The organism is Mesocryomonas lacus (assembly GCF_055730135.2).
Genome location: NZ_JBUZWE020000001.1, coordinates 338,602 through 360,220, shown reverse-complemented (window position 1 = coordinate 360,220; position 21,619 = coordinate 338,602). Strand labels below are relative to the sequence as shown.

At 65.0% G+C, this 21,619-nt stretch carries 23 protein-coding genes; 14 read left to right on the top strand and 9 right to left on the bottom strand.

Annotation, left to right across the window (positions count from 1 at the left end; translation table 11 throughout):
- Positions 1-49 precede the first annotated feature (49 nt).
- The 3 genes from mmsB to chvE all read right to left on the bottom strand — a co-directional run bounded on the left by mmsB (position 50) and on the right by chvE (position 3,999).
- The gene (gene mmsB / locus ACZLZY_RS01725) at positions 50-1,252 is read right to left on the bottom strand and encodes a multiple monosaccharide ABC transporter permease (protein ID WP_472931684.1); all 1,203 of its coding nucleotides are present in this window, start codon (positions 1,250-1,252) and stop codon (positions 50-52) included.
- Entirely contained in the window at positions 1,249-2,796 is a 1,548-nt protein-coding gene (gene mmsA, locus ACZLZY_RS01720; RefSeq protein ID WP_472931683.1) for a multiple monosaccharide ABC transporter ATP-binding protein, read from the bottom strand. The genes mmsB and mmsA overlap by 4 nt, the downstream gene beginning before the upstream one ends.
- A gap of 123 nt (positions 2,797-2,919) precedes the next feature.
- The gene (gene chvE, locus ACZLZY_RS01715; protein WP_472931682.1) at positions 2,920-3,999 is read right to left on the bottom strand and encodes a multiple monosaccharide ABC transporter substrate-binding protein; all 1,080 of its coding nucleotides are present in this window, start codon (positions 3,997-3,999) and stop codon (positions 2,920-2,922) included.
- A gap of 295 nt (positions 4,000-4,294) precedes the next feature.
- Between chvE and ACZLZY_RS01710 the strand changes: the two genes are divergently transcribed.
- From ACZLZY_RS01710 to ACZLZY_RS01680, 7 genes are all read left to right on the top strand, one after another.
- Positions 4,295-5,110: a FadR/GntR family transcriptional regulator gene (locus ACZLZY_RS01710; protein WP_472931681.1), complete on the top strand. Its 816-nt coding sequence runs from the start codon at positions 4,295-4,297 to the stop codon at positions 5,108-5,110.
- 3 nt (positions 5,111-5,113) lie between these two features.
- A complete protein-coding gene (locus ACZLZY_RS01705) occupies positions 5,114-6,043 on the top strand; it encodes a Gfo/Idh/MocA family protein (RefSeq protein ID WP_472931679.1) in 930 nt (309 codons plus the stop codon).
- Between the two features lie 101 nt (positions 6,044-6,144).
- Positions 6,145-7,947, top strand: coding sequence for an IlvD/Edd family dehydratase (locus tag ACZLZY_RS01700; protein ID WP_472931678.1), 1,803 nt, complete (start codon positions 6,145-6,147; stop codon positions 7,945-7,947).
- An 82-nt stretch (positions 7,948-8,029) separates the two neighbouring features.
- Positions 8,030-8,962, top strand: a complete 933-nt coding sequence (locus ACZLZY_RS01695; RefSeq protein WP_472931677.1) for a 2-dehydro-3-deoxygalactonokinase — start codon at positions 8,030-8,032, stop codon at positions 8,960-8,962.
- A gap of 2 nt (positions 8,963-8,964) precedes the next feature.
- Positions 8,965-9,606, top strand: coding sequence for a 2-dehydro-3-deoxy-6-phosphogalactonate aldolase (locus tag ACZLZY_RS01690; RefSeq protein ID WP_472931676.1), 642 nt, complete (start codon positions 8,965-8,967; stop codon positions 9,604-9,606).
- Positions 9,603-10,499: an SMP-30/gluconolactonase/LRE family protein gene (locus ACZLZY_RS01685; RefSeq protein WP_472931674.1), complete on the top strand. Its 897-nt coding sequence runs from the start codon at positions 9,603-9,605 to the stop codon at positions 10,497-10,499. The genes ACZLZY_RS01690 and ACZLZY_RS01685 overlap by 4 nt, the downstream gene beginning before the upstream one ends.
- Positions 10,500-10,664: 165 nt before the next feature.
- Complete coding sequence (locus tag ACZLZY_RS01680) at positions 10,665-11,012, top strand: hypothetical protein (protein ID WP_472931673.1); 348 nt, start codon at positions 10,665-10,667, stop codon at positions 11,010-11,012.
- A gap of 97 nt (positions 11,013-11,109) precedes the next feature.
- Here ACZLZY_RS01680 and ACZLZY_RS01675 read toward each other — a convergent pair whose 3' ends face one another.
- Together ACZLZY_RS01675 and ACZLZY_RS01670 are read right to left on the bottom strand one after the other, a co-directional pair.
- Entirely contained in the window at positions 11,110-12,714 is a 1,605-nt protein-coding gene (locus ACZLZY_RS01675; RefSeq protein ID WP_472931672.1) for a putative bifunctional diguanylate cyclase/phosphodiesterase, read from the bottom strand.
- 397 nt (positions 12,715-13,111) lie between these two features.
- Positions 13,112-13,597, bottom strand: coding sequence for an SRPBCC family protein (locus tag ACZLZY_RS01670; protein WP_472931671.1), 486 nt, complete (start codon positions 13,595-13,597; stop codon positions 13,112-13,114).
- 420 nt (positions 13,598-14,017) lie between these two features.
- On the opposite strand from ACZLZY_RS01670, the gene ACZLZY_RS01665 reads away from it, so the two are divergent.
- A complete protein-coding gene (locus tag ACZLZY_RS01665; protein ID WP_472931669.1) occupies positions 14,018-15,040 on the top strand; it encodes an SOUL family heme-binding protein in 1,023 nt (340 codons plus the stop codon).
- A 95-nt stretch (positions 15,041-15,135) separates the two neighbouring features.
- Here ACZLZY_RS01665 and ACZLZY_RS01660 read toward each other — a convergent pair whose 3' ends face one another.
- A complete protein-coding gene (locus tag ACZLZY_RS01660) occupies positions 15,136-15,477 on the bottom strand; it encodes a cupin domain-containing protein (protein WP_472931668.1) in 342 nt (113 codons plus the stop codon).
- Positions 15,478-15,564: 87 nt separating this feature from the next.
- Here ACZLZY_RS01660 and ACZLZY_RS01655 point away from each other — a divergent pair, with 87 nt between their 5' ends.
- The gene (locus ACZLZY_RS01655; RefSeq protein WP_472931667.1) at positions 15,565-15,699 is read left to right on the top strand and encodes a hypothetical protein; all 135 of its coding nucleotides are present in this window, start codon (positions 15,565-15,567) and stop codon (positions 15,697-15,699) included.
- A gap of 13 nt (positions 15,700-15,712) precedes the next feature.
- Here the strand turns inward: ACZLZY_RS01655 and ACZLZY_RS01650 are convergent, their stop codons facing one another.
- The 3 genes from ACZLZY_RS01650 to ACZLZY_RS01640 form a co-directional block, all read right to left on the bottom strand.
- Positions 15,713-16,993: an O-acetylhomoserine aminocarboxypropyltransferase gene (locus ACZLZY_RS01650; RefSeq protein WP_472931666.1), complete on the bottom strand. Its 1,281-nt coding sequence runs from the start codon at positions 16,991-16,993 to the stop codon at positions 15,713-15,715.
- A gap of 209 nt (positions 16,994-17,202) precedes the next feature.
- Complete coding sequence (locus ACZLZY_RS01645; protein ID WP_472931947.1) at positions 17,203-17,592, bottom strand: CoA-binding protein; 390 nt, start codon at positions 17,590-17,592, stop codon at positions 17,203-17,205.
- An 86-nt stretch (positions 17,593-17,678) separates the two neighbouring features.
- Positions 17,679-18,497 (bottom strand): enoyl-CoA hydratase, encoded by an 819-nt coding sequence (locus ACZLZY_RS01640; RefSeq protein ID WP_472931665.1) that lies wholly within the window; start codon positions 18,495-18,497, stop codon positions 17,679-17,681.
- 319 nt (positions 18,498-18,816) lie between these two features.
- Here ACZLZY_RS01640 and rplM point away from each other — a divergent pair, with 319 nt between their 5' ends.
- The 5 genes from rplM to speB all read left to right on the top strand — a co-directional run bounded on the left by rplM (position 18,817) and on the right by speB (position 21,571).
- The gene (gene rplM, locus ACZLZY_RS01635; RefSeq protein ID WP_472931664.1) at positions 18,817-19,281 is read left to right on the top strand and encodes a 50S ribosomal protein L13; all 465 of its coding nucleotides are present in this window, start codon (positions 18,817-18,819) and stop codon (positions 19,279-19,281) included.
- Complete coding sequence (gene rpsI / locus ACZLZY_RS01630; protein WP_472931662.1) at positions 19,281-19,751, top strand: 30S ribosomal protein S9; 471 nt, start codon at positions 19,281-19,283, stop codon at positions 19,749-19,751. Before rplM ends, rpsI begins: the two co-directional genes overlap by 1 nt.
- A 176-nt stretch (positions 19,752-19,927) precedes the next feature.
- Entirely contained in the window at positions 19,928-20,224 is a 297-nt protein-coding gene (locus ACZLZY_RS01625; protein ID WP_472931661.1) for a hypothetical protein, read from the top strand.
- On the top strand, positions 20,221-20,505 hold the full coding sequence (locus tag ACZLZY_RS01620; protein ID WP_472931660.1) for a type II toxin-antitoxin system RelE/ParE family toxin: 285 nt from the start codon (positions 20,221-20,223) through the stop codon (positions 20,503-20,505). Before ACZLZY_RS01625 ends, ACZLZY_RS01620 begins: the two co-directional genes overlap by 4 nt.
- A gap of 106 nt (positions 20,506-20,611) precedes the next feature.
- Positions 20,612-21,571 carry an agmatinase gene (speB, locus tag ACZLZY_RS01615; RefSeq protein WP_472931659.1) on the top strand — a complete coding sequence of 320 codons (960 nt, stop codon included), beginning with the start codon at positions 20,612-20,614 and terminating at the stop codon, positions 21,569-21,571.
- The last annotated feature ends 48 nt before the right edge of the window (positions 21,572-21,619 follow it).

Sequence of the window (21,619 nt, the reverse complement as noted above, 5' to 3'; positions counted from 1 at the left end):
CCTTTCAGTGGTCAGCTAGCCCTGGAGCCGCCCTGTCACTTTTGGCGGTTCAGGCCTTGTTGCGGTTGTAGACGTCGAAGCAGACGGCGGCGAGAAGGACAAGGCCCTTGATCACCTGCTGGTCGTCGATGCCGATGCCGAGGATCGACATGCCGTTGTTCATCACGCCGATGATGAAGGCGCCGACCACCGCGCCGATCACCTTGCCGACGCCGCCATAGGCCGAGGCGCCGCCGATGAAGCAGGCGGCGATGACGTCGAGCTCGAAGCCGACGCCGGCCTTCGGCGTCGCCGAGTTCAGGCGGGCGGCGAAGATCAGGCCCGCCAGCGCGGCGAGGACGCCCATGTTGACGAAGGTGAAGAAGGTCAGCCGGTCGGTCTTGATGCCCGAGAGCTTCGCCGCCTTCTCATTGCCGCCGACCGCATAGATGCGGCGGCCGACCGTGGTGCGGGTGGTGACGAAGCCATAGACCGCGATCAAGAGCGCCATGACGATCAGGACGTTCGGGAAGCCGCGGTACGAGGCGAGCAGCCAGGTGATCAGCATGATCGCCGCGGTGATGAAGATGTTGCGGCCGAGGAACAGCGCGAACGGCTCGTCGACCTGGCCAAGGCGCGTCTGCTTCTGCCGGCGGCGGGCGCTGAGGAAGAGCAGCAGCGCGGCGGCGGCAGCGCCGAGCAGCAGCGTCGTCATGTGGACGCCCGGCGTGCCCGCGAGGAAGTCCGGGATGAAGCCCTTGGAGAGCAGCTGGAAGGCCTCCGGGAACGGGCCGACCGAGGCCGAGCCCAGCACCTTCAGCGTCAGGCCGCGGAAGACCAGCATGCCGGCGAGCGTCACGATGAAGGATGGCACCTTGAAGTAGGCGACGAGATAGCCTTGCGCGCCGCCGATGAGCGCGCCGACGGCGAGGCAGATCAGCGAGGCCGAGAAGCCGTCCATTCCTTGCTTGACCATCAGGACGGCGCCGAGGCCGCCGATGAAGCCCGCGACCGAGCCGACGGAAAGGTCGATGTGGCCGGTGATGATGATCAGCAGCATGCCGATCGCCATGATGATGACGTAGCTGTTCTGCAGCACCAGGTTGGTGAGGTTCAGCGGCTTCATCAGGACGCCGCCGGTCATCACCTGGAAGAACGCCATGATCACCACGAGGGCGAGCAGCATGCCGTATTCGCGGATGTGCGCCTTAAAGAAGCCGAGGTCGAAGCCCTTGCCGGCGGAGGTCGGCTCGTCGGCCGTCTTGATGCTCATTGCGCTTTATCCTGGACTGGTTGGCCGGAACGGATGATCGCCCGCATGATGCTTTCCTGGCTCGCCTCGGCGGCCGGCATTTCGGCGCAGATGCGGCCTTCGTTCATGACGTAGATGCGGTCGCAGATGCCGAGAAGCTCCGGCATTTCCGAGGAGATGACAAGGACGCCTTTGCCCTCGTCGGCCAGCTGGTTGATGATGGAATAGATCTCGAACTTGGCGCCGACGTCGATGCCGCGGGTCGGCTCGTCGAGGATCAGCAGCTCGGGACCCGAGAACAGCCACTTCGACAGGACGACCTTCTGCTGGTTGCCGCCGGAGAGGTTCAGCGTCTTCTGCAGGATGCCGGAGGAGCGGATGTTGAGCTTCTTGCGATAGCCCTCCGCCACTTCGCGCTCCTTGTGGTTGTCGATGACGCCGGCATTTGAGATGCCGGAGAGATTCGCCATCGAAATGTTCTGCTTGATGTCGTCCTCGAGCACCAGGCCGTACTGCTTGCGGTCCTCGGTGACGTAGGCGATGCCGGCATCGATCGCTTTGCCGATGGTCGAGACGTCCACGGTCTTGCCGTGCATCTTGACCTCGCCCGAGATGTTGCGGCCATAGGCCTTGCCGAAGACCGACATGGCGAGCTCGGTGCGCCCTGCCCCCATGAGCCCGGCAATGCCGACGACCTCGCCCTTGCGGACGTTGATGGAGATGTCCTTCAGCACTTGGCGCTGGGCGCTGAGGTGGTGGAAGGCGTTCCAGTTGCTGACCTCGAACAGCATCTCGCCGATCTTCGGCGTCCGCGGCGGGTAGCGGTCGTCGAGGTTGCGGCCGACCATGTCGCGGATGATGCGGTCTTCGGAGATCTGCTCTTTCTTGCAGTCGAGCGTCGACACGGTCGACCCGTCGCGCAGAACGGTGATCTGGTCGGCGACGCGGGAGATCTCGTTCAGCTTGTGCGAGATGATGATCGCTGACATGCCTTGCCCCTTGAACTCCAGCAGGAGGTCGAGGAGAGCCTGGCTGTCGCTCTCGTTGAGGCTGGCGGTCGGCTCGTCGAGGATCAGCAGTTTGACGTCCTTGGCGAGTGCCTTGGCGATCTCGACCAGCTGCTGCTTGCCGACGCCAAGATCCTTGATCAGCGTCGTCGGGTTTTCCTTCAGCCCGACCTTGGCGAGGAGCTCGCGGGTCCGCGCATGGGCGGCGTCCCAGTCGATGATGCCGTAGCGCGCCACCTCGTTGCCGAGGAACATGTTCTCGGTGATCGACAGCAGCGGCACAAGGGCCAGCTCCTGGTGAATGATGATGATGCCGAGCTTTTCGGAGTCCGCGATGTCACGAAACTCGCGCTTCTCGTCCTCGTAGCGGATCTCGCCTTCGTAGGTGCCGCTGGGATAGACGCCCGAGAGCACCTTCATCAACGTCGACTTGCCCGCGCCGTTTTCGCCGCAGATGGCGTGGATCTCGCCGGCGCGCACCGAGAGATTGACGTTGTCGAGCGCGCGAACGCCCGGAAACGTCTTGGTGATACCGCGCATTTCCAGAATGGGAGTCATCGTGTCCTCCGCCACGTCCGGGACCGGGGCAAGTTGCGCCGGTGGGAAAGGCCGGGTTCAAGCTTCAAGCAGAAAGGCCCGGGAAGCGTGAGCCACCCGAGCCTCGATCACAAGCGGTTCTTCTTACTTCAGCTGGTCGGCGGTGTAGTAACCGCTGCCGACGAGGGTTTCCTCGAGGTTGGTCTTGTCGACCGCGACCGGCTTCAGGAGGTAGGACGGAACCACCTTGACGCCGTTGTTGTAGGTCGTGGTGTCGTTGACCTTGACCTCGGTGCCGGCAGCCATCGCGTCGACCATGTCGACGGTGACCTTGGCGAGCTCACGGGTGTCCTTGAAGATCGTCGAGGTCTGCTCGCCGGCCATGATCGACTTGGCGGACTGGACTTCGGCGTCCTGGCCGGAGACAACCGGCATCGGCATGTCGGCAGCGCCGTAGCCAACGCCCTTCAGCGACGAGATGATGCCGATCGAGATGCCGTCATACGGCGACAGGACGGCGTCGAGCTTCTTGTCGGCGTAGTTGGCGGACAGGATGTTGTCCATGCGCGCCTGTGCGGTCGCCGGATCCCAGCGCAGCGTGCCGACCTTGTCCATGCCGGTCTGGCCGGACTGGACGACGAGCTTCTTGGAGTCGATGTAGGGCTGCAGCACGCTCATCGCGCCATCGTAGAAGAAGAACGCGTTGTTGTCGTCCGGCGACCCGCCGAAGAGCTCGATGTTGAACGGGCCCTTGCCGTCCTTCAGGCCGAGCGCCTTCTCGATGGTCGAGGCCTGCAGGACGCCGACCTGGAAGTTGTCGAAGGTCGCGTAGTAGTCGACGTTCGGCGAGTTCTTGATCAGGCGGTCATAGGCGATGACCTTGATGCCGGCATCGGCGGCCTGCTGCAGCACGTCGGTGAGCGTGGTGCCGTCGATCGAGGCGATGACGAGGACCTTGGCACCCTTGGTGACCATGTTCTCGATCTGCGACAGCTGGGTCGGGATGTCGTCTTCGGCGTACTGAAGATCGGCGGTATAGCCCTTGGCTTCCAGCGACTTCACCATGTTGTCGCCGTCGGCGATCCAGCGCGCGGACGACTTCGTCGGCATCGACACGCCGACCGTTCCCTTGTCCTGCGCGTAGGCGGCACCCGACAAAGCGGCCAGGCCGAAAACGGCGCCAGCCAGAAGCAATTTCAAAGTTTTCACACGACTCTCCCTCATCAAACGGTTATTGACGCAATCGCCCCGCGCTCGAAATCTGGTTTCGACCGCCGGCTACCGCATCGCGAATTCAGCCGCTCCTCCTCGTCACCGCGGCCGTCTTCTCCCGGGCCGCTCACTGCCCCTGAGCGAGATGGGCAGTTCGTATGACGCTCAAAGCTTGATTTCCTTTGATCGGACTGTCAAGGGGATCGGCACCATTCATCATATCAATACCCGATCTGGTAAACATCTGGACGCAGCGTTGCTTATTTAGACGCCAATGATAGGATGATTGCGGGACGGATGGGGTGGAATGAACGACATCTTGCAGCAGCGGGCGCGCCCGGAGGGGCGCATCAAGGGCGAGAAGGTCAATCGTACGATGACGCTCGCCGTCGATCTCGGCTGCAAGATCACCTCCGGCGCACTGGTCGCCGGAACCGTGCTGCCCACAGAAGCTGAAATCCAGCAGACCTACAGCGTCTCGCGCACCGTGGTACGCGAAGCCATCCGCCACATCGCCTCGAAGGGTCTCGTCACCGTCGGCCCGAAGGTCGGCACAAGGGTGCGTGATTCGAACGACTGGAACATGCTCGACGCCGAGGTGATGCGCTGGCACTTGATGGTCGGCAACCGCCGGCCCTTCGTCGAGGCGCTCTACGAGATGCGCCTGATCAACGAGCCCGAAGCCGCTCGGCTGGCGGCCAGCCGCATCACCGAGGAGCAGTCGGCCCGGCTCGCTGAGGCGCTGCAGGCGATGGCCGACAACCCGCGCGGCTCGCCCGAGCTCATCGCCGCGGACCTCGCCTTCCACCGCATCATCCTCGAGGCCACCGGCAATCCTATCCTGCGATCGCTCGGGACGATGATCGAGCGAAGCCTGTCGATCTCCTTCTCGCTCTCCTGGCGGCAGAACCCGCAGGAGGAGACGGTGCGCCAGCATGCCCGCGTCTACGATGCGATCCGCCGCGGCGACGGCGAGGCTGCCGGCCTGTTCATGCGGCGGCTGATCGAGAGTGCCGCCCAGGACGTGGTCGCATCCCTCTACAGCCAGCCGGACGACGACTGTCCGGACCCGGACGCGGCCGATGCCGCGTCCCTCCCTTCCAAGAACCATCAGGTGCAGTAGGAAATGACCGCAGACACCATCCCGCTCGGACTAGCCGGCGTCGGCAAGATCGCCCGCGACCAGCACATCCCCTCGCTCGGCCGGACGCCGGGCATCGCGCTCGCCGCCGCGGCCAGCCGCAACGCCGCCGTCGAAGGCGTCGCCAACTACGAGACGCTCGAGGCAATGCTCGCCGGCTCGCCCGAGATTAAGGCGGTCTCGCTGTGCACACCGCCGCACGTGCGGCAGGCCTATGCGTTGGCGGCCCTCGCCGCCGGCAAGCACGTGCTCCTCGAAAAGCCGCCCGGCGCGACGCTCGCCGAGATCGAGCCGCTGGTGGAGCTCGCAAACGCCAAGGGCCTGACGCTCTTCGCCACCTGGCACTCGCGCTTCGCCCCGGCCGTCGAGCCGGCGCGCGCTTTCCTCGCTGAGGCGGCGATCCGCTCGGTCAAAGTCGAGTGGAAGGAGGACGTGCGCCACTGGCACCCCGGCCAGGACTGGATCTGGGAGCCCGGCGGCCTCGGCGTCTTCGATCCCGGCATCAACGCGCTGTCGATCGTCACCCGCATCCTGCCGGAGCCGTTCTTCCTGACCGCCTCGACGCTGGAGTTTCCGGCCAACCGCGCGCAGCCAATCGCGGCCAAACTTGCCTTCTCTGATCGCCTGGGCACCCCGATCACCGCCGAGTTCGACTGGCGCCAGACCGGCCCGCAGACCTGGGACATCACCGTCGAGACCGACAAGGGCGTCCTGATGCTGTCGAAGGGCGGCAGCGAGATGCGGGTGGACGGCACGGTTGTAACGTTGCCGCCGGAAGCCGAATATGACGGCATCTACGCCCGCTTCGTCGAGCTCATCCGGGCGGGACGCTCCGACGTCGACGTCTCGCCGCTCCGCCATGTCGCCGATGCCTTCATGCTCGGCCGCCGCACCCTCGTCGACGCCTTCGACTAGCCACGATCATCATCGCCTCTTCCTTCAGCCCGGAAACATCCGCTGACGGACCACCTGAAGCCAAGCCCGATTTTCAGATCCAGCCAAGAAGTTGACCCGAAATGCTGAAGAACAACGAGACCCAGACCAAGCTTCGCTCACGCGCCTGGTTCGACAATCCGAGCAATCCGGACATGACCGCGCTCTATCTCGAGCGCTACCTAAACTTCGGCCTCAGCCTTGAGGAGCTTCAGTCGGGCATGCCGATCATCGGCATCGCGCAGACCGGCTCCGACCTCAGCCCCTGCAACCGGCACCATCTCGAGCTCGCCAAGCGCGTGCGCGACGGCATCCGCGAGGCCGGCGGTATTCCGCTGGAGTTTCCGGTTCACCCGATCCAGGAGACGGGCAAGCGTCCGACCGCCGGCCTCGACCGGAACCTTGCCTATCTCGCGCTCGTCGAGGTGCTCTACGGCTACCCGCTCGACGGCGTCGTCCTCACCATCGGCTGCGACAAGACCACGCCCGCCTGCCTGATGGCGGCGGCGACCGTCAACATTCCGGCGATCGCGCTCTCCGTCGGCCCAATGCTGAACGGCTGGTTCCGCGGCGAGCGCACCGGCTCGGGCACAATCGTCTGGAAGGCCCGCGAACTGATGGCCAAGGGCGAGATCGACTATCAAGGCTTCATCAAGCTCGTGGCGTCCTCGGCCCCGTCGACCGGCTATTGCAACACCATGGGCACGGCGACGACGATGAACTCGCTCGCCGAGGCGCTCGGCATGCAGCTGCCGGGCTCGGCCGCGATCCCCGCGCCCTACCGTGACCGCCAGGAGATGAGCTATCTCACCGGCAAGCGCATCGTCGACATGGTGCACGAGGACCTGAAGCCCTCCGACATTCTGACCAAGGAGAGCTTCATCAACGCGATCCGCGTCAACTCGGCAATCGGCGGCTCGACCAACGCGCCGATCCACCTGAACGCCCTCGCCCGCCATGTCGGCGTCGAGCTCGATATCGACGACTGGCAGAAGTACGGCGAGGAGATCCCGCTGCTGGTCAACCTGCAGCCCGCCGGCGAGTATCTCGGCGAGGACTACTACCATGCCGGCGGCGTGCCGGCGGTGGTCAATCAGCTGATGCTGCAGGGCCTGATCCATGAGGACGCGCCGACCGTCAACGGCAAGAGCCTCGGCGACAACTGCCGTGGCGCCCGGATCGAGGACGCGAACGTCATCAAGACCTTCGACAACCCGATCAAGACCCATGCCGGCTTCCGCGTGCTGCGCGGCAACCTGTTCGATAGCGCCATTATGAAGCTGTCGGTGATCTCGCCGGAGTTCCGCGAACGCTATCTCGCCAACGCCGCCGACCCGGAGGCCTTCGAGGGCCGCGCCATCGTGTTCGACGGCCCGGAGGACTACCACCACCGCATCGACGATCCCGAGCTCGCAATCGACGAGCACTGCGTCCTCTTCATGCGCGGCGCCGGCCCGATCGGCTATCCCGGCGCGGCCGAGGTCGTGAACATGCGGGCGCCCGACTACCTCATCAAGCGCGGTATCTCATCGCTTGCCTGCATCGGTGACGGTCGCCAGTCCGGCACCTCGGGCTCGCCCTCGATCCTCAACGCCTCGCCGGAAGCGGCAGCCGGTGGCGGCCTTGCGCTGATCCGGACCGGCGACCGGGTGCGCATCGACATCGGCCGCGGCACCGCCGACATCCTGATCTCGGACGAGGAGCTGGCCGAACGCCGCACCACGCTCGCGGCGGAGGGCGGCTACCAGTACCCGGCCCACCAGACCCCGTGGCAGGAGATCCAGCGCGCCATCGTCGGCCAGATGTCGACCGGCGCCGTGCTGGAGCCGGCGATCGCCTACCAGCGGATCGCCCAGCTGAAGGGCCTGCCGCGCGACAACCACTGAGCCGGGCACCGGCATCGACAAGGCAAGGGGCGCTTGAGGCGCCCCTTTTCACGCACAAACGCCTGCAACAACGAGACGCCTGATGACCATACCCGACACCGCCTTCTGCGCCGCCGTCGACTGGGGAACCTCCGGGTTCCGCCTCTGGCTGCTCGATGTCAACGGCGGCGTTCTCGGCGAACGCCGCAGCCGCGAGGGCATGCAGGCCGCCGCAGCGGGCGAGGGTTTCGCGCCGATCCTGGAGGCCCATCTCGCCGCGCTGGAGGCGCCGGCGGACCTGCCGGTCATCGTCTGCGGCATGGCAGGCGCGCGCCAGGGCTGGATCGAGGCGCCCTATGTCGACGCGCCGGCCGACCTGGCCGCCATCACCCGCGGCGCCATCCGGGTCCCCGGCATCGCCCGCGACGTGCGAATTCTGCCGGGCGTCGCGCAGCGTGCGCGGTCGGCTGGCCTTGCCGACGACGTGATCCGCGGCGAGGAGACGCAGGTCATGGGCCTCGGGCTCGAAGGCCTCCTGTGCCTGCCCGGCACGCATTCGAAATGGGTCGAGGCGGGCAGCGGCCGGATCTCGGGCTTCTCGACCTTCATGACCGGCGAGATGTTCGCTCTCGTCAGCGAGCACTCGATCCTGCGCCACAGCATCGACCCCGCCGCTGACGTCATCGCCGAGCGGGCAGCGTTTGCCTCGGGCGTCGCCGCCAGCCTGGAGACCCCGGCGGCGATCCTCAACCGTCTGTTCTCGCTGCGGGCGAGCGGCCTGTTCGGCACGGCGACGCCAACCGAGACGAGATCGCGACTCTCGGGCCTCGTCATCGGCCTGGAACTTGCCGGCGCCAAGGCACTCTATCCCGGCCGGACCTCGGTGACGCTCGCCGCCTCCGGACCGCTGCGCGATCTCTACCTCGCGGCGCTCCCCCTCGCCGGCTTCACCACCACGGAAGCCGATGCGGACAGCGCCGTCCGCAAGGGCCTCATCGCCGCCGCCCGCCATTGCTTCGGCACCTTCAAGGACTGACCATGACCGAGATCCCGCACGTCGCCTGGCCGCCGCTGAAGCGCGCTCTGGTCGCCATCCTGCGCGGCTTGAAGCCCGAGGAGGTCGAGGCGACCGTCGGCGGCCTGATCGAGATCGGCTTTGAGGCCATCGAGATCCCGCTGAACTCGCCGGAGCCGTTCCGCTCGATCGAAATCGCCGCCAAGATGGCGCCGGCCGGTGTCCTCATCGGCGGCGGCACGGTGCTGACGCCCGAGGCGGTCGACCGGCTGAACGATGCCGGCGGGCGTATCCTCGTCAGCCCGAACGTCAACCCCACGGTAATCCGTCGGGCGGCCGGGCATGGCATGGTGACGATGCCGGGAGTGTTCACCCCGACGGAGGCTTTCGCCGCGATCGATGCCGGCGCCTCGGCGCTGAAATTCTTCCCGGCTGGCGCGATCGGCATTGGCGGCATTCAGGCGATGATGGCCGTGCTGCCGAAGACCGTTCCAATCGGCGTCGTCGGGGGCGTGTCGGATGCGGACTTTTCCGCTTTCGGCAAGATCGGCGTGCGGACCTTCGGGCTGGGGTCCAGCCTCTACAAGGTCGGCATGCCCGCCGCCGAGGTGGTGGCCCGCGGCAAGGCGGCGATCGCCGCCTATGACGAAGCATTCGCAGCGTGAGCGGCGTCAAAGGCGAGAGCGTCGCGACGGCGATCCTGTCGGATCATTCCTGCCATCTCGGCGAAGGACCGACCTACGACGTCGCCAGCGACACCGCCTGGTGGTTCGACATCCTGGAGAAGACGATGCTGGAGCATCGCTTCGCCACCGGCGAGACGGTGCTGCATCCCCTGCCCTTCAAGGGTAGCCAGCTCGCCTTCATCGACGACAAACGGCAATTGGTGGCGACCGAGGACGGGCTCTACGTCCGGGACATCGCCAGCGGCGCGATGGCGCGGCACACCCGGCTCGAGGACGACAATCAGCGGACCCGGTCGAACGACGGCCGCGTACATCCCTCCGGCGCGCTGTGGATCGGCACCATGGGCCTTAACGCCGAGAAGGGCGCGGGCTCGATCTACCGCTTCTATCGCGGCGAAGTGACAAAGCTCTACGCCGGCATCAGCATTCCCAATGCCATCTGCTTCACCGCCGACGGGACAACGGCCTACTTCACCGATACTGCGGTCGGCCTGCTGATGCGCGTGCCGACAGAGCCGACGACCGGCGAGCCGATCGGCGAGGCGGTGCCGCTTTATGACCATCGTGGCCAGGAAGGCGGGCTCGACGGCGCGGTGATCGACGCCGAGGGGGTGATCTGGAATGCACGCTGGGGCAGCGCTTGCCTCGATGCCTACAGCCCCGCGGGGGAGCGGCTGCGCACCATCGCGCTGCCCGCCAGCCGGCCGACCTGCCCGCTCTTCGTCGGGGCGAAGGCGGATCGCATGCTGGTGACCTCTGCCCGTGAAGGCATGAGCGAGGCGGAGATCGCAGCGGAGCCGGCGGCGGGAAAGACCTTCTTGCTGGATTTTCCGATGAAGGGCCGGCATGAGCCAAGAGTTCTTCTGGACTAAGCATTACTTACTGCACTGCAACAGTAAAACTTATCGGACAAACTGCTGATCTGACTGGACAATGCAGACATGCCGCAAACGCATGGCTAGTCGTATTGTGCAGTGCAGCGAAGCCGATTATATCTCGCGTCGGAGGATGATTAATTCTTCTTGAAGGACGTAGAGATGACCAAGACCACCCTCCTCGCGCTTGCCGCGATCCTGACCGCCGGCGCCGCACAGGCTGCTGACGTGAAGCCGATGACCGCCAAGAGCGTCGTTCTCGAGGACGCCACCGGCGTCGTCTATTACACGCAGGAAGCTGGTGGCTTCCGTGTTGTGGCGACCATGAGCGCTGCCGAAGGCGCTGCACCTGTTCGCTTCGTCGCGACCTTGGCCGATGGCCAGGCCGTGACCGTGTCGATCCCGTCGGAAGCCGGCAAGGCGCCGCGCGAAATCGAGATCAGCCGCGATGGTGACGTGCTCACCGTCGGCGAAGCCGAAGCGGTGATGGTGCGCGCCTCGCTCGACTAAGCCTCATACGGCGCAAGGCCGGCTCGCAAAATCCAGAAGGGGCTCCGTTCGCGGTGTCCCTTTTTTTTCGTCTGGGAAAGGGCCGAATGAGCGGCGTTCAGGCCGCGCAGACATCCTGACGCGGGTCCAAAGGAGCGGCCAGCAGCTTATCGACATCGCCCGAGGTCATCGGCCGGGCGTAATAGAAGCCCTGAACCTCGGTCAGCCCTTCCTCCCGCGCGAAATCACGCTGGCTGACCGTCTCCACGCCTTCCAGAATGGTCTCCATCTTCAGCGCCTGCGACAGGCGCACGATGGTGCGAACGATCTCCGCATCCTCCGAACTGTCGGCGACGTCCCGCGTGAAAGAACGGTCGATCTTCAGCCGGTCGAACCGGAAATGGCGGAGGTTGGAGAGGCTCGAGAAGCCGGTCCCGAAATCGTCCATGGTGATGCGCACGCCGAGGGCCCGGAGGCGGTCCATCGCGGTGCGGACACGGTGCGAGGATTCCAGCAGCAGCGATTCGGTGATCTCGAGATCGAGCCGCCCCGGCGCGAGGCCGCTTTCGGCCAGCGCCGCCTCGACATGGTCGACGAGGTTGGCATCCTTGAACTGGACCGGCGACAGGTTGACGCCGATGCCGATCGGCTTCGGCCAGTTTGCTGCGGTCTTGCAGGCCTCTCGCAGAATATGTCGCCCGAGGCGGACGATGAGGCCCGAGCTCTCCGCCAGCGGGATGAAATCGATCGGCGACATGAAGCCGCGCACCGGATGGTTCCAGCGGACCAGCGCCTCGAAGGATCGGATGACCTCGCTCTTGGTGCCGTAGATCGGCTGGTAGTGAAGTTCGAACTCTCCACGGTCGATGCCGGCGCGCATCTCGGCCTCCAGCATGGTCTCGTCGTCCTTGCGCGCCTTCATTTCCGGCAGGAAGATGCAGTAGCAGGATTGCGGGCTGAGCTTGGCCTGGTAGAGCGCGACGTCGGCCGAGCGCATCACCTCCGACCAGGTGCTGCCGTCGACACCGACGCGGGCGATCCCAATCGAGGTGTTCGGCTGGATCCTGGTGTCCTCCACCGCCATTTCGCGCGTCACAGCAGCCAAAAGCTTCTCCGCGAAGAGACCGGGTTCGGCCTCGTCGTCCGAGGGGAAGTGCACGAGGATGAACTCGTCACCCCCGAGGCGAACGGCGATATCGTCCGGTCCGGACACTGCGATCAGGCGCCGTCCGACCTCCTCCAGCACCATGTCGCCGGCCCGGTGGCCGAAGGTGTCGTTGATGTGCTTGAAATCGTCGAGGTCGAGCATGTAGAGGAGCGCGCCCCGGTCCTCCCAGGTCCGGGTCGCAAGCCCCTCCTCCAGCGTGCGGGTCAGATGGGCGCGGTTGAACAGGCCGGTCACGGCGTCGCGGTGAGCCTGCGCGCGCATCCACTGTTCGGTCTGCGTCAGCTGGCGCATCTGCTCGCGCACCCGGCGGTAGTGCTTGCCGATGGAGTAGAAGATGCGGCCGATGATCAGCGGCGAGATCAGTGCCAGGCTGTGCATCAGGCTGGATGCGAACGTCGCCTCAAGGCTGCCATCCATGCCCCGCCAGCTCCGCACCTGCATGTCGACGGCAAGGCTCGTCACCGAAAACAGGACCCCGAGCGCCACACCGCCCATGGCGTAGGCCAGCTCGAACTTCCGCTCGCGGATGGCTTCGCTGGCGCTGGAGAACCGCATGGCCGACCCGATCCCAAATTACTGCCAGGGGCAGTACGGATTGAAAGGATGCTGTCAGGCCGTGGTGATGTCGGGTAACGGGACGCTTCCCGACAGCCAACCGCGCACTTCCGGAAGCCAAATCAGGTTACTCAGGCGATCTTACAGATCACTTAAGACTTGCGTCAAAAAGGCGACTGATCGTTTAGTCGGCTGTATACAGACGATACTGAAAATTTTAGATGTCTCTAGACGAAAGTATTACATCTCTTATGCAGTCTAGAGGAAACAACGATCCGGTGTGAGCGTCCACTCGTTGCATGCCTCTGCTGGCTGCGGCAGCTTGCCGGCAGTCATGCTACCCCGGCCTCGTCATTGGTGCCGGGGTAGCGAACGCATCTTAGCCGATCGACAGGGGCTACTTCGCCGCCTTCTCGACCAGCGCTTTCAAACCGGACTCGTAGATGCCGGTGATCACCTTTTCGGCCTCGGCATCGCTGGCGCCCTTGGCGTCGAAGGTGCCGGTCCAGCTGACCTCGGTCTCCTCGCCGTCAGCATCGGCTTCGACCGTCAGCGTCGACTGGTAGTTGGCGACCGGCAGCGGCCCGTCGACGATCTTGTAGGTGTAGGTCATCTTTTTGTCGTCGCGGCTCACGAGTTCCTCGACGAGAGTCCCGCCGCCACCGGCCAAGGTCAGCGTGCGAACGGCGACGCCGTTCTTCTCGCTCTCGACGCATTTCTCGACTGCCGGGTGCCAGCTGCCGATCCCGCAGAAGTCGCCGACGGTCGCCCAGACCTTGGGGGCGGGAACGTCGGTATCGATATCCTTGTCGATGCTGATGGCCCACGCTGGCGACGACGCCGCCAGCACAACCGCAAAGACAATCCAACCCGTCTTTCGCATGTCTTCCTCCACGTAAAACCCGCGGTGCCCACGCCATCAGTAGCATGGGCAAGGCCTTTCGAAAGGCTGTAACGATGCGCTTCCCACAAGGCGCCGATGGCATCGGAACGGCGCGGAAAGAACGGACAAAAAAAGGGGCGGCTCGGAGGCCGCCCTGAAGTCTTGTCTGGAGTATCAGTCCATGAAGAAACTGATGCCGCTATAAGCTTCTCGGCCGGGAAAGGTTGCACTGCACAGAGAACCCTCGAAAACTCGCTCGCGACGGCCCCCACCCGCTCTCGGTGCGGCCGTCGATACCGCGAGGACGCGCAACCATCGCCGCGGGCTCGGCGTTATGAGCGCACCATGCCGGGCCGGAGGCCGGGCTCATTTATTTGCGGCGCACCACCGAACGTTCGCCGTGCTTTCCAGGAGATGCCTATGTTCCGCGACAAGTCCAGCGCCTACGACCGTATCCATGACGCGATCGGCGATATTGGCGACAAGATCGTCGAACTTGAGCAGCAGGTCGTCGACCGCTTCACCCCGTCGACCGCCGAGCGTTTCCGCCGCTCGATCCAGCGCAACCTGCCGGGTCATTCGTCTTCCCGATATCTCCCGGACTTCCTGACCAACTGGTCGGTGCCGAGCGCTGATGATGCGCGCAGCTCCTACCGATCCGTCCGCGAACGCCTGCCGGAAGTCGGCGGTGCGCTGTCGGGCATCGCCAGCCGGATCCCGACATCACGCCTCTCCAGCCTGTCGCGCAGCCTTCCTGACCCGCGCCTGCCGCGCTCGCAGAGCTTTCGCCGCGGCATGCAGGCGCAGCAGGGCCTTGATTTCCTGCGGCAGCGCCCGGGCCTGTCGACGGTCCTGATCGGCGGCGGCGTCCTGGCCCTGGCAGGCGCAGCCTATTTCGTCACCAAGAAGGTGGCCGATCATACCGAAGAGCCGGACTACGATACCGTCCGCAACGACGGCGACATTGAGGTCCGCGACTATGACGGCATGGTCGTGGCCGAGACGATCAAGAGCGGCTATCACGAGAAGGCGCGCCGGATCGGTTTCGAGACGCTGGCGGACTACATCTTTGCCAACAACCGCAATGGCAAGAAAATTCCGATGACCTCGCCGGTCCTCCAGCAGTTGTCCGAGAACGAAGGCCAGACGAAGGGCTGGGCCATTCGCTTCGTTATGCCGAAGAAGCACACAGTCGCGACCTTGCCGGCCCCGGCGTCGGACGACGTCAAGCTGAAGGAAGTGCCGTCCAAGCGCGTCGTCGCCATCCGCTTCAACGGCAACTTCTCTGCGACGCTCGCGTCCAAAAAGCTGATGCTGCTCTACAACTACATCGCGGACGAGAACCTGACGCAGAAGGGCGATCCGGAATATGCCTTCTACAACCCGCCGTGGACCCCGGGCTTCCTGAAGCGCAACGAGATCCTGATCGAAGTCGAGCGCTAAGCCAGCTAGTTTTTTAAGAGAACGCCCGCCCCTCAAAGGCGGGCGTTCTGCTGTCGGGGTGAAGTTGGCAAAGCTGACTACGACGGCGCCGCCGCCTACTCCTTGATCACGTAGTGCTTAACCGTCGTCTCGATTACCGTCCAGGTTCCCTTGAAACCGCGCGGGATGACGAAGCTGTCGCCGGCTCGGACCATCTGTGCAGGCCCCTTCTCCGGTGTCAGCACCGAATGACCCGAGATGATGTGGCAGAACTCCCACTCGGTGTATTCGACCGCCCACTCGCCGGGCGTGGCTTCCCAGATCCCGGCGTAGAGGCCGGCGCCGTCGTCCTCGAGGTTCCAGGTTCGGGTCCGCGGTTCACCGCTGAGAACCCTTTCGGCGGGGGGCGCATCGGAGACCGCGGCGACGCTGGTCTGGTCGAACATCATAAGTTTCATCAAAACTCCTCACATCTCCCGCAGCGTCAGCCGCAAGCAAGGCTCAGTGGCTAGAAGAAAGGCCTTCTCCCAAGCGGGACAGTCGCCATGACGGGTCAGGCAGTGCTTTCCTTCCTCGCCTTCTTCGCCGCCAACATTGTCGTGGCCAGCGTTCTTGGCATTTATGCCGAGCGCCTGATGTCGGCCTGGCGGCGTTTACGCCGCCTGCCGGCAAACGGATAGGACGTCGCGGGCGTCAAGTCCGCGCTAGCGCCTGCGCGAGGTCGGCGATGATGTCCTCGATGCTCTCGATCCCGACCGACAGCCGCACGACATCCGGACCGGCCCCGGCAGTCACTTTCTGCTCGTCGCTGAGCTGCTTGTGCGTGGTCGACGCTGGATGGATCACCAGCGAGCGCGTGTCGCCGATATTGGCAAGGTGCGAGAACAGCTCCAGCGACTCCACAAAAGTGACACCAGCCGCGTAGCCGCCCTTCATCCCGAAGGTCAGCACCGCGCCCGCGCCTTTCGGGCAATAGGTCTGCATCAGCGCGTGACCGGGGTCGGAAGCCAAGCCGGCATAGGAAACCCAGCCGACCTTGTCGTGGCCCGACAGATACTCCGCCACCGCCAGCGCGTTGTCGCAATGGCGCTGCATGCGCAGCGGTAAGGTCTCGATACCGGTGAGGATCATGAAGGCGTTGAACGGCGAGATCGAGGGACCGAGATCGCGCAGGCCCAGCACGCGGCAGGCAATGGCGAAGGCGAAATTGCCAAAGCTCTCGTGCAGGACGAGGCCGTTATATTCCGGTCGCGGCGTCGACAGCACGGGATAGCGGTCGCTGGCGGACCAGTCGAAGGTGCCGCCGTCGACGATCGCGCCGCCCATGGAATTGCCGTGCCCACCCATGAATTTGGTCAGCGAGTGGACGACGATATCGGCGCCGTGCTCCAGCGGGCGGCAGAGGTAGGGACTGGCCAGTGTGTTGTCGACGATGAGTGGCAGGCCGTGCCGGTGCGCGATCTCGGCGATCCCCGCAATGTCGACCACGACGCCGCCGGGATTGGCGATCGATTCGATGAAGAACGCCTGCGTCCGGTCGGTGATTGCGGCCTCGAAGGTCGAGATGTCCGACGGGTCGGCCCAGGCAACGTGCCAGTCGAAGGCCTTGAACGAATGAGCGAACTGGTTGATCGACCCGCCATAGAGCCGGCGCGAGGCGACGAAGGCATCGCCGGGCCGCATCAGCGCATGAAACACCAGAAGCTGCGCGGCATGGCCGGAGGCGACGGCGAGCGCCGCCGTACCACCCTCGAGCGCGGCAACCCGCTCCTCGAGCACTGCCTGCGTGGGGTTCATGATCCGCGTGTAGATATTGCCGAACTGCTGCAGGCCGAACAGCGCGGCGGCGTGGTCGACATCGTCGAACACGAAGGACGTGGTCTGGTAGATCGGCGTGGCGCGCGCGCCGGTGGCGGGATCGGGCTGGGCGCCGGCATGCACGGCCAGCGTATCGAAGCCGGGTGTCGAGCTCATGAAATCCTCCCTGGTTTTCGCGACCGCCAGTGTGACTCCGGCACGCCAAGGGACAAAGCCCAATCTGCCGGCATCGGGGAAGCCCGTCCGCCGGTTCGTCCTCAGGAAAACCGGTCGCCGTCAACGGTGTCGCGGGCGGTCGGGCGACGGCGCGGTGCTTTCGTCGAGACCTTTTGCGGCGGACGATGCCAACAAATCTCTGCAGGCAGCTAGCGAAGCAGCTCGATCTTCGGGCAGTGGTCCATGACCACCGCCATTCCTGCAGCCACCGCTTTCGCCGCCGCCGCGTCGTGCCGGACGCCAAGCTGAGTCCAGATCACCCGCGGTTGCGGCACGAGCGCGAGGGCCTCGTCGACAATGCCCGGCACTGCCTCGCTTGCCCGAAAGATGTCGACCATGTCGACCGGCTCGGGGATGTCGGCAAGGGTCGCGTGGCAGGTCTCGCCCAGAAGGGTCTTGCCCGCCTGCCCCGGATTGACGGGAATGACGCGGTAGCCACGGGACAGAAGAAATTTCATCACCCCGTAGGAAGGCCGCGCCTCGTTCGGACTGGCTCCGACGAGGGCGATCACCTTCACGCCTGCGAGAAGAGCCGCGATGCCTGCCCGGTCGCTGACGAGGCCAGCGGTGACGCTGGCAAGGCTGGCCGGATCATCCGAGGATCCGCCGTCGTGCAACGGCCCGCTCATTCGCCTGTCCAGACCGGCAGTCGCTTCTCCAGGAAGGCGCCGATGCCCTCGCCGGCATCGCGGGCGAGAAGGTTCTCGACCATGACACCGGCGGCATGGGCATAGGCTTCCGCCAGCGGGAGCCCCGCCTGGCGGTAGAACGCCGCCTTGCCCAGCGATACGGCCAGTGGCGATTTCGAGGCGATGGTGTTGGCGTATTTCTGCACGATGGTGGAGAGGTATTCCGGCGGCACGACGCGGTTGACCAGGCCAAAATCGCGCGCCGAGCGGGCGTCGATGGTCTCGCCGGTCAGCAGCATTTCCATCGCGTGCTTCGGCGCCATGTTGCGCGACAGCGCGACGGCGGGCGTCGAGCAGAACAGGCCGATGTTGACGCCCGGCGTGCAGAACGCCGCTTCTTCCGAGGCGATGGCGAGGTCGCAGCTGGCGACGAGCTGGCAGCCCGCGGCCGTGGCGAGCCCTGCGACCTCCGCGATGACGGGCCGGGGATGGTGCACGATCGCCTGCATCAGCTCGGCGCAGCGCGCCATCGCCGCGGCGAAGAACGCCTCCCCGCCATCCGCGTCCCCTCGGTGGGCGGTCAACTCCTTGAGGTCGTGGCCGGCGGAGAACACCGAACCGGTGGCGGCGATCACCACGACCCGGCAGGCCGGGTCCTCGGCTGCCGCCGCCAGCGCCTCGATCAGCGCCGCCATCGTTGCCATCGACAGCGCATTGGCCGGCGGGTTCGACAGGACGATGCGGTGAATTCCCGGCGGCCGGGCAATTGCGACGGGTGGCGTCGCCGTCTTCGGATGGGACAGGATATCGGCCATATCGGCGGTCTCGCATGCTGGTGTCGTCGGATCGTTCTAGACGATCCCGCCCGCCAATGGCACTGCCCCACTCCCGCCGGGGGGGAGCCAGCCGGCGAATCCCGTCACCAGGCGCCACAATTGTTTACGGTACTATAGTACCTCACATATCAAATTATTGATTTTGCTGACTTATGCTTGTCTCGGGCCGCATTTAGCCATCTTGACCAAAGTGCCCCCTGTCGTTACACACCCGTCACAGAGAGCGGCCCCCGGGCCGCGCTTTTCGTTTGGCGGTCCCCCGGATTGCCGCATCGCCGCTCATCCAAGGGTAGACCCCATGAAAACCTTCTCGCAGAAGAACGAGACGGTGGTGAAGAAGTGGATCGTGATCGACGCCGAAGGACTCGTCGTCGGCCGCCTCGCTTCCATCATCGCCCTCCGCCTTCGTGGCAAGCACAAGCCGACCTTCACCCCGCACATCGACGACGGTGACAATGTCATCGTGATCAATGCCGACAAGGTGGTGTTCACCGGCAAGAAGTTCACCGACAAGACCTACTACTGGCACACCGGCTTCATCGGCGGCATCAAGCAGCGCAAGGCGCGGCAGATCCTCGAAGGCCGCTTCCCGGAGCGCGTCGTCGAGAAGGCCGTGGAGCGCATGCTTCCCGAGGGCCCGCTTGGCCGCCAGCAGCTGAAGAACCTGCGCGTTTACGCCGGTTCCGAGCATCCGCATGTCGCCCAGACGCCAGAGGCGCTCGACGTCGGCGCGATGAATCCAAAGAACCGGAGGGCTGCATAATGGCCGATCTGAATTCGCTGCAGAGCCTCGGCACGGTCGACACGCTCGTCGAAGCCCCGGTCCACGTCCAGAAGATCGACCAGCTTGGCCGCGCCTATGCCACCGGCAAGCGCAAGGACGCGGTCGCCCGCGTCTGGGTCAAGCCGGGCTCCGGCAAGATCACCATCAACGGCAAGGAATTCGCGGCCTATTTCGCCCGTCCCGTGCTGCAGATGGTGCTGCGCCAGCCGATCGTCGCCGCGGCCCGTGACGGCCAGTTCGACATCGTCGCCACCGTCGCCGGCGGCGGTCTGTCCGGCCAGGCCGGTGCCGTCCGTCATGGCATCTCGAAGGCCCTCACCTATTACGAGCCGGGCCTGCGCGCCGTGCTCAAGAAGGGTGGCTTCCTGACCCGCGACAGCCGCGTCGTCGAGCGCAAGAAGTACGGCAAGGCCAAGGCCCGTCGTTCGTTCCAGTTCTCGAAGCGCTAAGCTTCGCATTCCTGGACAATGCCTTTGGAAGGGCCGGCAGCAATGCCGGCCCTTTTCCTATGGGCGGACCCAAGCGGGCTTGGCGAGAGGACCACCCTTGTCCGGCTGAGCGAACACCGTGTTCTCCCTGGTAACGACCGGTGCTATCCTCGCCCGACGCGAACAAGGAGAAGCGCATGCCCAGCGTGACCTTCACCGTCGATCTCGACGACGAGGCGCTCGCCGCCTTCGACGCCCTCGCCGCGACCAAGGGCTACGGCCGCGCGGCCATGCTGGAACAGCTGGTCCACGAATTCTTGCAGTTCGAGGCCGAGACTCCGGAATACGACGCCTGGTTCAGACAACAAGTCGAAGAGGGCTTGCGTGAGATGGCGGAGCCGGGGGCGGAGTTCGTTTCTGACGAGGAGGTTTCGCGCCTGTGGGCGTCGCAAAGGCAGGAGCTGATGCAGCGTATCGCCGGCAAGCTCGGATGAAGGTCATCTGGTCCAGGCGCGCGGAGCAGGAGCGCTGGAAGCAGATCGCGTATATCTCCGAGCGGAATCCACGAGCGGCCATCACCATCGGCGACATTGTCCAGGCGTCAACACGGCGTTTGGCGGACCTGCCCTACTCCGCACGAAGCGGACGTGTGCCAGAGACGCGAGAACTCGTTATTCCGGATACCCCGTTCATCCTCGTCTATCGCATCGAGAAGGATGAGGTGACGATTGTGCGGTTCCTGCACGAAAAGCTGTCGTGGCCACAGCGAAAATAACGCAGGCGGTTTGGATCAGACGCATCGGACTGCAAGCGATCCGCCCTTCAATATGACCGCCCGATGCGCTAGGCAGCCGCAACTGACGCGCATCATCGGATCTGCCATGGCTTCCAAATCGATCGACAACGCCTTCACGGCAACGGGTGCCCTCGGCGCCGCGAGCGACCCGACCTATGCCGGCATTCCCTCCTTCATGCGGCGCAAGCTGACGAAAACGCCGGCGGGCGCCGACGTCACTGTCTGGGGCATTCCCTTCGACGCGTCCGTCTCGAACCGGCCGGGCACCCGCTTCGGTCCTTCGGCGCTCAGGCGGGCGTCGCAGATCTTCGACAATGATCCGCAATACCCGTTCCACCGAGACCTGTTCGAACAGCTCAGCGTCGTCGACTACGGCGACTGCCTGCTCGACTACCGCACGCCCGAGACCGCGCATGAATTGATGCGCGTGGAGGCCGAGGCCCTGCTGGCCGAGACCGGCTTCTTGCTGACGCTCGGCGGCGACCACTCGATCACCTGGCCGCTCCTGCAGGCGCATGCCGCCAAGCACGGACCGTTGTCGCTGGTCCATTTCGATGCGCACCAGGACACCTGGCCACTAGCGCATTCAGTGGCTGGCGAGCGCGTCGACCACGGCTCGTTCCTGACTGCGGCGGTGAAGCACGGGCTGGTGGATGTTGACACGTCGATCCAGATCGGCATCCGCACGCACGCCCCGGAGACGCTCGGCCTCGAAATCATCCACGGCAACCAGGTGGAAGACCTGACGGCTGCTGCGATCGCCGAGCGCATCATCGCCCGGACGGCGGGGCGGAAAGTTTACCTCACCTTCGACATCGACTGCCTCGACGTCGCCTTCGCGCCCGGCACCGGCACGCCAGTCGCCGGCGGCCCGTCCAGCGCGAAGATGCTGTCCGTGCTGCACAAGCTGAAGCACCTGCCGATCGTTGGCGCGGACGTGGTGGAAGTGTCGCCGCCGTTCGACCATGCCGACATCACCGCGGTGGCGGGCGCGACCGTGGCTCTCTATGTGCTGGGGATCCTGGCGGAACAGGAGGCAGGATAGGCTTAGCCTGCCTGCCTTTCAGTTGAGAGAATGATTCACCTGGCTGAC

Excerpts from the sequence above, each read along its gene's own strand:
- ACZLZY_RS01650 (WP_472931666.1), bottom strand. The coding sequence starts at position 16,993 with ATGAGCTCGACACCCGGCTTCGATACGCTGGCCGTGCATGCCGGCGCC.
- ACZLZY_RS01660 (WP_472931668.1), bottom strand. The coding sequence starts at position 15,477 with ATGAAACTTATGATGTTCGACCAGACCAGCGTCGCCGCGGTCTCCGAT.
- ACZLZY_RS01690 (WP_472931676.1), top strand. The coding sequence starts at position 8,965 with ATGACCGAGATCCCGCACGTCGCCTGGCCGCCGCTGAAGCGCGCTCTG.
- chvE (WP_472931682.1), bottom strand. The coding sequence starts at position 3,999 with ATGAGGGAGAGTCGTGTGAAAACTTTGAAATTGCTTCTGGCTGGCGCC.
- speB (WP_472931659.1), top strand. The coding sequence starts at position 20,612 with ATGGCTTCCAAATCGATCGACAACGCCTTCACGGCAACGGGTGCCCTC.
- ACZLZY_RS01625 (WP_472931661.1), top strand. The coding sequence starts at position 19,928 with ATGCCCAGCGTGACCTTCACCGTCGATCTCGACGACGAGGCGCTCGCC.
- rpsI (WP_472931662.1), top strand. The coding sequence starts at position 19,281 with ATGGCCGATCTGAATTCGCTGCAGAGCCTCGGCACGGTCGACACGCTC.
- ACZLZY_RS01670 (WP_472931671.1), bottom strand. The coding sequence starts at position 13,597 with ATGCGAAAGACGGGTTGGATTGTCTTTGCGGTTGTGCTGGCGGCGTCG.
- ACZLZY_RS01655 (WP_472931667.1), top strand. The coding sequence starts at position 15,565 with ATGACGGGTCAGGCAGTGCTTTCCTTCCTCGCCTTCTTCGCCGCCAAC.
- ACZLZY_RS01700 (WP_472931678.1), top strand. The coding sequence starts at position 6,145 with ATGCTGAAGAACAACGAGACCCAGACCAAGCTTCGCTCACGCGCCTGG.
- ACZLZY_RS01705 (WP_472931679.1), top strand. The coding sequence starts at position 5,114 with ATGACCGCAGACACCATCCCGCTCGGACTAGCCGGCGTCGGCAAGATC.
- mmsA (WP_472931683.1), bottom strand. The coding sequence starts at position 2,796 with ATGACTCCCATTCTGGAAATGCGCGGTATCACCAAGACGTTTCCGGGC.
- ACZLZY_RS01665 (WP_472931669.1), top strand. The coding sequence starts at position 14,018 with ATGTTCCGCGACAAGTCCAGCGCCTACGACCGTATCCATGACGCGATC.
- rplM (WP_472931664.1), top strand. The coding sequence starts at position 18,817 with ATGAAAACCTTCTCGCAGAAGAACGAGACGGTGGTGAAGAAGTGGATC.
- ACZLZY_RS01680 (WP_472931673.1), top strand. The coding sequence starts at position 10,665 with ATGACCAAGACCACCCTCCTCGCGCTTGCCGCGATCCTGACCGCCGGC.
- ACZLZY_RS01675 (WP_472931672.1), bottom strand. The coding sequence starts at position 12,714 with ATGCGGTTCTCCAGCGCCAGCGAAGCCATCCGCGAGCGGAAGTTCGAG.
- ACZLZY_RS01640 (WP_472931665.1), bottom strand. The coding sequence starts at position 18,497 with ATGGCCGATATCCTGTCCCATCCGAAGACGGCGACGCCACCCGTCGCA.
- ACZLZY_RS01620 (WP_472931660.1), top strand. The coding sequence starts at position 20,221 with ATGAAGGTCATCTGGTCCAGGCGCGCGGAGCAGGAGCGCTGGAAGCAG.
- ACZLZY_RS01710 (WP_472931681.1), top strand. The coding sequence starts at position 4,295 with ATGAACGACATCTTGCAGCAGCGGGCGCGCCCGGAGGGGCGCATCAAG.
- ACZLZY_RS01695 (WP_472931677.1), top strand. The coding sequence starts at position 8,030 with ATGACCATACCCGACACCGCCTTCTGCGCCGCCGTCGACTGGGGAACC.
- mmsB (WP_472931684.1), bottom strand. The coding sequence starts at position 1,252 with ATGAGCATCAAGACGGCCGACGAGCCGACCTCCGCCGGCAAGGGCTTC.